At 63.5% G+C, this 7345-nt stretch carries 9 protein-coding genes; 2 read left to right on the forward strand and 7 right to left on the reverse strand.

The window, feature by feature from the left end:
• Positions 1 to 237 precede the first annotated feature (237 nt).
• The 3 genes from ACFYE1_RS16960 to ACFYE1_RS16970 are packed head-to-tail and all read right to left on the reverse strand — an operon-like array spanning position 238 to position 1042.
• Positions 238 to 525 (reverse strand): Lsr2 dimerization domain-containing protein, encoded by a 288-nt coding sequence (locus ACFYE1_RS16960; RefSeq protein ID WP_387745568.1) that lies wholly within the window; start codon positions 523 to 525, stop codon positions 238 to 240.
• Positions 458 to 691, reverse strand: a complete 234-nt coding sequence (locus ACFYE1_RS16965) for a hypothetical protein (protein WP_387745571.1) — start codon at positions 689 to 691, stop codon at positions 458 to 460. Before ACFYE1_RS16965 ends, ACFYE1_RS16960 begins: the two co-directional genes overlap by 68 nt.
• Positions 692 to 730: 39 nt before the next feature.
• Positions 731 to 1042: a hypothetical protein gene (locus ACFYE1_RS16970; protein WP_387745574.1), complete on the reverse strand. Its 312-nt coding sequence runs from the start codon at positions 1040 to 1042 to the stop codon at positions 731 to 733.
• Positions 1043 to 1216: 174 nt separating this feature from the next.
• Here ACFYE1_RS16970 and ACFYE1_RS16975 point away from each other — a divergent pair, with 174 nt between their 5' ends.
• Together ACFYE1_RS16975 and ACFYE1_RS16980 are read left to right on the forward strand one after the other, a co-directional pair.
• Positions 1217 to 1837, forward strand: a complete 621-nt coding sequence (locus tag ACFYE1_RS16975; protein WP_387745577.1) for a recombinase family protein — start codon at positions 1217 to 1219, stop codon at positions 1835 to 1837.
• 887 nt (positions 1838 to 2724) lie between these two features.
• On the forward strand, positions 2725 to 4332 hold the full coding sequence (locus tag ACFYE1_RS16980) for a DUF4832 domain-containing protein (protein ID WP_387745588.1): 1608 nt from the start codon (positions 2725 to 2727) through the stop codon (positions 4330 to 4332).
• Between the two features lie 216 nt (positions 4333 to 4548).
• On the opposite strand, the gene ACFYE1_RS16985 is transcribed toward ACFYE1_RS16980, so the two are convergent.
• The 4 genes from ACFYE1_RS16985 to ACFYE1_RS17000 form a co-directional block, all read right to left on the reverse strand.
• The gene (locus tag ACFYE1_RS16985; RefSeq protein ID WP_387745579.1) at positions 4549 to 5163 is read right to left on the reverse strand and encodes a DUF998 domain-containing protein; all 615 of its coding nucleotides are present in this window, start codon (positions 5161 to 5163) and stop codon (positions 4549 to 4551) included.
• A gap of 215 nt (positions 5164 to 5378) precedes the next feature.
• Positions 5379 to 5855 (reverse strand): VOC family protein, encoded by a 477-nt coding sequence (locus tag ACFYE1_RS16990; RefSeq protein WP_387745582.1) that lies wholly within the window; start codon positions 5853 to 5855, stop codon positions 5379 to 5381.
• Between the two features lie 236 nt (positions 5856 to 6091).
• Complete coding sequence (locus tag ACFYE1_RS16995) at positions 6092 to 7012, reverse strand: DUF6226 family protein (protein ID WP_387745591.1); 921 nt, start codon at positions 7010 to 7012, stop codon at positions 6092 to 6094.
• On the reverse strand, positions 6921 to 7345 hold a 425-nt coding region (locus tag ACFYE1_RS17000), incomplete at its 5' end, for a hypothetical protein (protein WP_387745585.1). The genes ACFYE1_RS17000 and ACFYE1_RS16995, both read right to left, overlap by 92 nt.

Here is a 7345-nt window from a genome sequence, read left to right on the forward strand (position 1 = left end):
ATAGCGACGAGCCTTCCATGAAGGCCTTCGGCTAGCGACGACAACTGGAAACCAAACTGTAGGTCAGGTCAAGGTGTCACCTGTTCGTGCATCAGTCCCTAGTTCTGGGCTGTGTAGTAGGCGTCGCAGATGTGCTGGTGGATCCGGGCGCGGTCGCAGCCCTCGTGGCCAGTGACCTTGGCTCAGGCGCGGATCTTCGCGATGTCAGGGTCACTGCCCGAGGCGTGGGTCATGATGCTACGGGTGCCGGGTGGTCTTGCGGCTGGCTGCGGCGTGGGAGTGCAGTGGCTCCCGCACCTTCTCGGCGGTGGGCAGATCGATCGGGTAGTTCTGCCCGTCCAGGGCGAAGGTGACGGTCTCGGCGGTGGGGCCGCAGTTGAGGTCGTCTTCGAGGTGAACGTGGCCTTTTCTGGGCCATGGACGGCGCTCCTTTCGGCGCCTGGAGGGGTGCTTGTGGTCAGACGGGGTCGCTGGTGGCCTCAGCCGTCGACGCAGGTGACACTTCCGTTTCACCGGCGTCGGCATCCGCTGGTTCAGACAATGCCGTGGTCTTGGTGCGGTTGCCGGTGATGACGGTGCCCTCGGCGGTGAGGTCCACGCAGAGCATGCTGTCCTCCACAAAGGGCTTCCACCGCCTCGTGGCGGTGGTGTCGATCCCGTAGTGCTGCGTGAACGCGGTGGCCGCGACCATGGCCTGCCCCGGCCCGCGCTTGGAACCGGTGCGGACCGCCTAGGCATGCGGGGACGAATCATCGGCCGGGCGCAACGCCATGACCTGACGGTCCTGGTCGTAGAGCAACTCCACCGTTTCCGCCCCACCGAGCAGGTCATGAGCGGCCTTGTTCAGCGAGATCACGCCCCGCTTGTGGATCGTGACACTGGGCGCCTTCGCCAACGGGGTCATTCTTTTGTCGAACACTTCAAAAGCCACCAGAATCTCCCACCTATCGAACGTTTGTAAACGACTTCCACATTGTCCAGCATAGTCATTGCCCACAACACTGGAGTATGCTTTTTTGCCCACGCATTTCATGCCCTGCACGTTGCGTATCTGTCTAAGCGCTTCGAGAGCCTCCGCGCCTGTCACATCTCACGAAATTTCGACCCTTTGTATGACTTAGGATAAGTAACGGGTTAAATGACACAGAACCGGCTTTGCCGGACCGGCGGGCGTCTTGTCACGCAAACGGTCGTATAAGTGATGGAGGTAAGTCCGGTGCTGGTGGGGTACATGCGGGTGTCGAAGGCCGACGGGTCCCAGACCACCGACCTGCAGCGCGACGCGCTGCTCGCCGCCGGTGTCGGGGCGGAGGCGTTGGACGAAGACAAGGCCTCCGGAGCCAAGGATGACCGCCCCCAGCTGGCCGCGTGCCTGAAATCCTTGCGGTCCGGGGACACCCTGATGGTGTGGAAACTGGACCGATTGGGGAGGAACCTGCGGCACCTGGTCAACGTGGTGCATGAGCTCACCGAACGCGGCATCGGACTCAAGGTCCTCACCGGCCAGGGTACGGCGATCGACACCACCACCGCCTCGGGGAAGCTGGTGTTCGGGATCTTCGCCGCCCTGGCCGAGTTCGAACGCGAGCTGATCTCCGAACGCACGATCGCCGGCCTGGCCTCCGCCCGGGCGAGGGGGCGCAAGGGCGGGCGCCCGTCCAAGATGACCCCGGCCAAAGTGAGGCTCGCGGCGGCGTCCATGGGGCAGTCCGGCACCAACGTCGCAGAGCTGTGCCAGGAGCTCGGCGTCACCCGCCAGACCCTCTACCGCCACGTCTCATCCACGGGTCAACTGCGCGAGGACGGGGCCAAGCTGTTGGCGCGGGCCCGGAAGTAAGCCTTTTGTCCTCGGGCGGGCGGAGACCGGGCCGGTGCCCGGCGTCGGCCCCGTGTCGATGTGAGGCTCTGCGCACGGTCAGCGACAGGTGAGGTCCGTCCGTACCCGGACGGCTTGGCGGCGGAGGGACCCCCGGGCGTCCGGCGGTGTCTCAGGGGTTGGGTCGAGGGATTCATCGACAGTGTGGATCTCGTTGGTCAAACTGCTGTCTCCGGTGCCGTCCAGGCCGGTTATGTCCACGACGATGCCCGTCTGCACATCCAGCACCCCGCGCAGAGGACCCCCGACATCCGTGCAACCAACTCCGGAAAATGACACCCTAAGCGCAACCGGGTGCCCAAAAGCATACTGTTGCGAGGCGGATTAGGTGTAGGAAGCCATGACGTTATTGGCTCGGACCGGGACTCGTAAGGCCGGGGGCTGATCGCCACCGGCCTCTTGGCGCCCTCGGCGGTCAAACACCCTACGAACGACTCCGCCAGAAAATCCAAGAAACTTTGTGATGAGCCTCCGTCAGTTGCACACCGACGAGGTGACCAGTCGGCTGCACCACGGCCCCGAAGCCTGCCTTCCTGCCGACCGACGAGCAGACCGAGGAGACCGACGGGGAGATCTGGCAGCACCGCTTCTACCCGTGGCTGTGGAACATATGACCCGCTGACCATCACGGCCGGCGTCCCGGAACCCGGGGCGCCGGCCGTGATGTTTTGACCGGTGTTCCCGCCGAAACCGTTATGCGAGTGGTCGAGTTGGCGCAAGGCAGTGAGGAGCAGAATGGAAGGACGGGCGGTGGCCGCATATACGGGGTGACTAGGGCCTTCGTCGTCCGTCGACCCATCAGCGAGGGCACTGGGCGGGCTTGCCCTCCATCACAGAAGGAACTCGTGATGATTGAGCACGATGAAGCAGAAGAACCAGAATCCACCGGAATCTCTGCAGGAGTGTCCCGGCGTGGCCTGTTAGCGGCAGGCACGGTGCTAGGCGCGACCGCCGCACTTGGCGCGACCACGGGAGCTGCTGCTGCTGCCACTTTGATTACCTACACTGGCTACACACCTGATAATGACGAGAACTTGAAGAACCCTGAACGGGGTTTCTATCGCCAGGTGGAAGACGGTCCTGGCTTCCACACGCTCGTGGAGGGGTGGCTCTGGCTGCACGAGTATTGCAGCAGAGAACTGGTCTGGATGGGGCGTGACCATCCAGATACCAGTCCAGTACTCAAAAAGTACGCATCTGACCTCCAGGAGCGTCGCAAGTTGGGATTGAAGGTGGTGTTCCGGCCTCGCTACGACAACCCATCTGGCAATACGCCGAGCAGCTGCGGATTGTTTCACGCGGACACATTGGAGCGTCAGCTCAGGCACATCGACGCAGTCGCGAAGATGTTCCGCGAAAACCGTGACGCAATCGGTGTTATCCAGGCCGGCTACCTTGGACGATGGGGCGAATGGAACACGGACAAATACCCTGACTCCACTGCACCGCTTCTCTATCGTAACGAAAGTCGAATCGCCATCACCGAGAGAATCTTGTTCGCTTATAGCGGCGGCAATCCTGGCAAACTTATACAACCAGTCGAACTCCGCAGACCGGTGTTTGCGAAAGAAGTGCTCGATCGCAATGCACGCGCGAACGTAGGCCTCTACAACGACTGCTTCATGACGAACCCCCACGACTTCGGGACCTACTTAAACTTCACCGGTAGCTCTAGTCTCGGATTCCTCGGAAGCAATGCGAACCACAATGGTTCCACGCAACAGCAAACGGTGTACTGGAAGGATTGGGCGCAAAAACACAGCACGACGAAGAGCTTCGGCGGCGAAACGTGCTACGTCGTCAGAAAATCAGGCGAAACGGGGTACGGCTCCGAACGGTGGCGTGACTGTGTCAACATGAGAACTGAACCGGCGCAGCTGCACGTGAATTACTTGAACCACGACTACGCGGAAGAAGCTATTATTGGTACCCCGCAACAACCAGTTGGTGACTGGGTTGCGAAAGGATGCCTCCCCGAAATCAAGCGCAGGCTTGGGTATCGGTTCGAGGTGACAAGAGCGGATTATACGCAAACGGTTCCTGCTGGCCAGAAGTTCACGGTCATGATCGATGTCAAAAACACCGGTTGGGCGCGACTCCACAAGCCCCGCAGGGCCCAGCTTTTTCTGCGCAAAGTATCGACGGCATGGACAGTGCCATTTGGCTACGCCGCGACGGACACCGCCGGACCAACCATGAACTGGGCTGCAGGTTCCACACCCCGTGTCACGTATACCGATGTGGCTCCACCGACGGGAAAGTACAGCGTGCATCTTGCCATTTTCGACCCGGAAGCACCCGTGATCTGGAATCAGCCGGAGCCCCGTGACCCCAACCAAAGAGAAGAGTGGCGGTATCATTATGCAGTGAAACTGGCCTCCAAGCGCGACGGTGCAAACCTTTTTAGGCAGACGACCGGCATGAACGATCTCGGCATTTTTATCACCGTGCAGTAGCCCACATACCGCTACAGTTTAGCTGTCTCTCCACCATCGTGAAGCCCGTTCTGACGTTCCTCCCTGAACCCATTCCGCATACATGAGAGGTATGGAAAAGAGGCTCTTCGGGATCCACGATGTCCTGAGACTTCGCAGTCGGAGGGGAGCATTGGAAGGTTAGGGTTTTGAGACACATCGGTTGAGAGACATTCGTAAAGTGCTGGAGAGCGTGCGTCATGGGCCGGTGGAGGTGCCGGTGGCGATCCGGTACCTGATGGCTAGTGCGCTCAGCCAGGTCATTCCTGTGCCGACCGTCAGTCGCTGGAGGAGTCCTCCGACTGGGGCGAGTGCCGGCGCCTGCGCAAAGGCGGCACTGGTCAAGGCGAAGCCGGCGAGCATGATCACGGCGGTGGCGCCGGAGTACAGCGCCCAGCGGCGGCGCCGGTGGCGCGAGAAGGCGCGCGCCCAGACCAGGGCTGCGGCGGGGATGCCCACAAAGACGGGGACCGCGGCGAGATCATGGATCAGGGCTTCGGTGCCGCTGTATCCGGCCAGGACGTGGGCAGTGCCTGGTGGGTAGCCGCTGACGGGGTCGGTGGTGAAGATCCCGGCGCCGATCTGCCCGGCCCCGGCGGCGGCGACCAGAAGGATCCCGGTAAGAGGTGCGCAGTGGCGGTTCTGGGTGCGGACCAGGCCGGCGGCGAAGGCGAGGTACAGGATGCCGTTGAGGCAGAAATTGGCTTGTTGCACCCATCCGCCCGGGCCCAGGGCCAGGGAGCTGACCGGGTGACGCATCGGGTCGTAGTCAGGCCGGACGGCGCCGGTGGCCAGGAAGGAGGTGATGAACACCGGCCCCGCCACCGTCCCGCACCCCAGAAGGATTCGATTCAGCGGTGATGGCCTCGAAACGGTCGCCTGGAGGTCAGCAGGGGAGCGGGTCATCACAGATCCTCGAGGCGGCGGCGAGTCGTCACCCGATCCACACCCAGCCAGTCCAGCAGTACCGCCGCCGGATCCGGCGCTTCCAGCCGAAGCAGCCCAGGCAGGACCGTGCTGGCCATGGCTCACGAGGCGTCGGCGGCGGCTTCCAAGTCGGCGATGACGAGCTTGCGCATCGGCATCATCGCGGCCATCACCCGCTGCGCCCGGCCCGAGTCGGGATCGGCAAGCAGCTCGACGACCCTGCGGGGCACCACCTGCCAGGACAGCCCGTACTTGTCCTTGAGCCACCCGCACATGCTTTCCTGCCCGCCGTCGGCGGTGAGGGCACCCCAGTATCGGTCCACTTCCGCTTGATCGGTGCAGTCGATCTGGAACGACACGGCTTCGCTGAAGCTGAACTCGGGTCCGCCGTTGAGGGCGGTGAACGGATGGCCGTCGAGTTCGAACTCCACGGTCAGCACCATGTCTGCCGGTCGCGGCCCGGCCTCACCGTAGTAGGTGGTGTCGGTGATCCGGGAGTTGGGGAACACCGTGAGGTAGAAGTCGACTGCTTCCTGGGCTTCGGCGTCGAACCACAGGCAGGGCGTGAGAGTCGTCATGGTGGGATTGTCCGCCCCGGCACCCGGGCTGTGGAAGGTGCCGGGACAGACATGACGACGCCTCGAGCAGAAGAATCTCGAAGCGTACGTGCGCAACAGGTGAGGAGGACGGCCATCGACGCACTGCCGGTCCCTGACGCCGGGTGTGCGGCCGACAGGAGGTCGGCAACAAAAACAGTGTGTCGCATGGCATGGGTTGTGAGGCGCTTTGGTTGCGAGACGCTGGCGACGGCCACTCAACGTGGAGTCAGGTGGAACGCGGGGGCCAGGGCCGCCATCCGTGGGGGAGTGCTGCGAGGCGGTGTTCGGTGTCCTGGCGGTGTGGGGGAGTCGGTAGGTGGGTCGGACGTGCTGGCGGTTTCGCTCGAGCCGTCGGGAGCGGCCCAGGCGTATTCATAGGCGCCCTGTCGGCCCAGTGGGTAGCGTTCGCGGAAAGTGCCGGCGGCGACGGCGAGGACGAACTGTTCGAGTTCCTCAGCTTGGCCTTCGGCTGTCTCGTCGCAGGCGTCACAGGCGCAGTCGGGGAAGGCGAGCTCGCACCAGGCCCCGGCGTGGACGATCACCGCCGGTTCCGCGGTGGACACGATAGTCAGTGGGGCGGCATCGGCACGGTTGGGAGTGAGCCTGATCGTGTAGATGGTTTCGTCCGGAGCCCAGAGCAGGTCCTGGAGACTGGCTGGTCCCTCGGTGACGGTGACGTCGTAGGTGGCCCTCAGGTGGTCGATGAGGGCTTGGGCGATGTGGTGCAGGGCGGCGAAGCGTTCGGGGTGCGTGATGCGGCTGTAGGCCTCTTCCGGTGGTGGGTCCTCGTCCCAGCGGTGTCCGTAGTGGATGGGTTGTCCCTCCGGGGTGGTGAAGATCTGCTGGGGCAGCGGTGGACGGGTGTAAGCAGCACCTGAAGCGCGGGTGGCGGGGGGAAGGGGAGGCGGGGGTGGGAGGGGTTCCCAGTGTCGCCAGTCCTGGATCTCGTCCAGGAACAGCTCGATCTGATCGGCCGAGGCCAGGGGGAGGTGCTGGAGGAGGAGGGTGAGTTCGAAGGAGGCATCCTCGGTGCCGACGGTGAGCTCATCGTCGGTGCCGGGTTGCCACTGCGCGTCGGCGCGCAGTGTGGCCAGGGTGTTGCCGGTGCACGGCTGCCGCCCGCAGCAGCGCTTGATCCTGCTGGAATTGGCTGGCGTGTGTCCGAAGGAAGGCCACCAGCGCGCGGAAGTCTGATGCCAGATGGCCCGGGTGTGCCTGATGCTGGGTGCAGAAGGCGAGGAAGGGGCTGTAGCCGGCGGCGTGGCGGATGGTGGTGATTTCCTCGATGGGGAGGAAATCGCTGGTGCGTGAGGCCATGGGTGGTGGTGGAGCCATGGGTGGGCCGGTGAAAACGTCCTCGGCAGGCTCCATGGCCACAGCGTAGTACCGCCCCCGGCAGGTCAAGTCCATTTGCGTGGTGTAACGCAGTCCCCGCGTGATTCTTGGGGTGGTCAGGCGCTGAGGGCCAG

The organism is Kocuria nitroreducens, from assembly GCF_042879195.1.
Taxonomy (GTDB): domain Bacteria; phylum Actinomycetota; class Actinomycetes; order Actinomycetales; family Micrococcaceae; genus Kocuria; species Kocuria nitroreducens.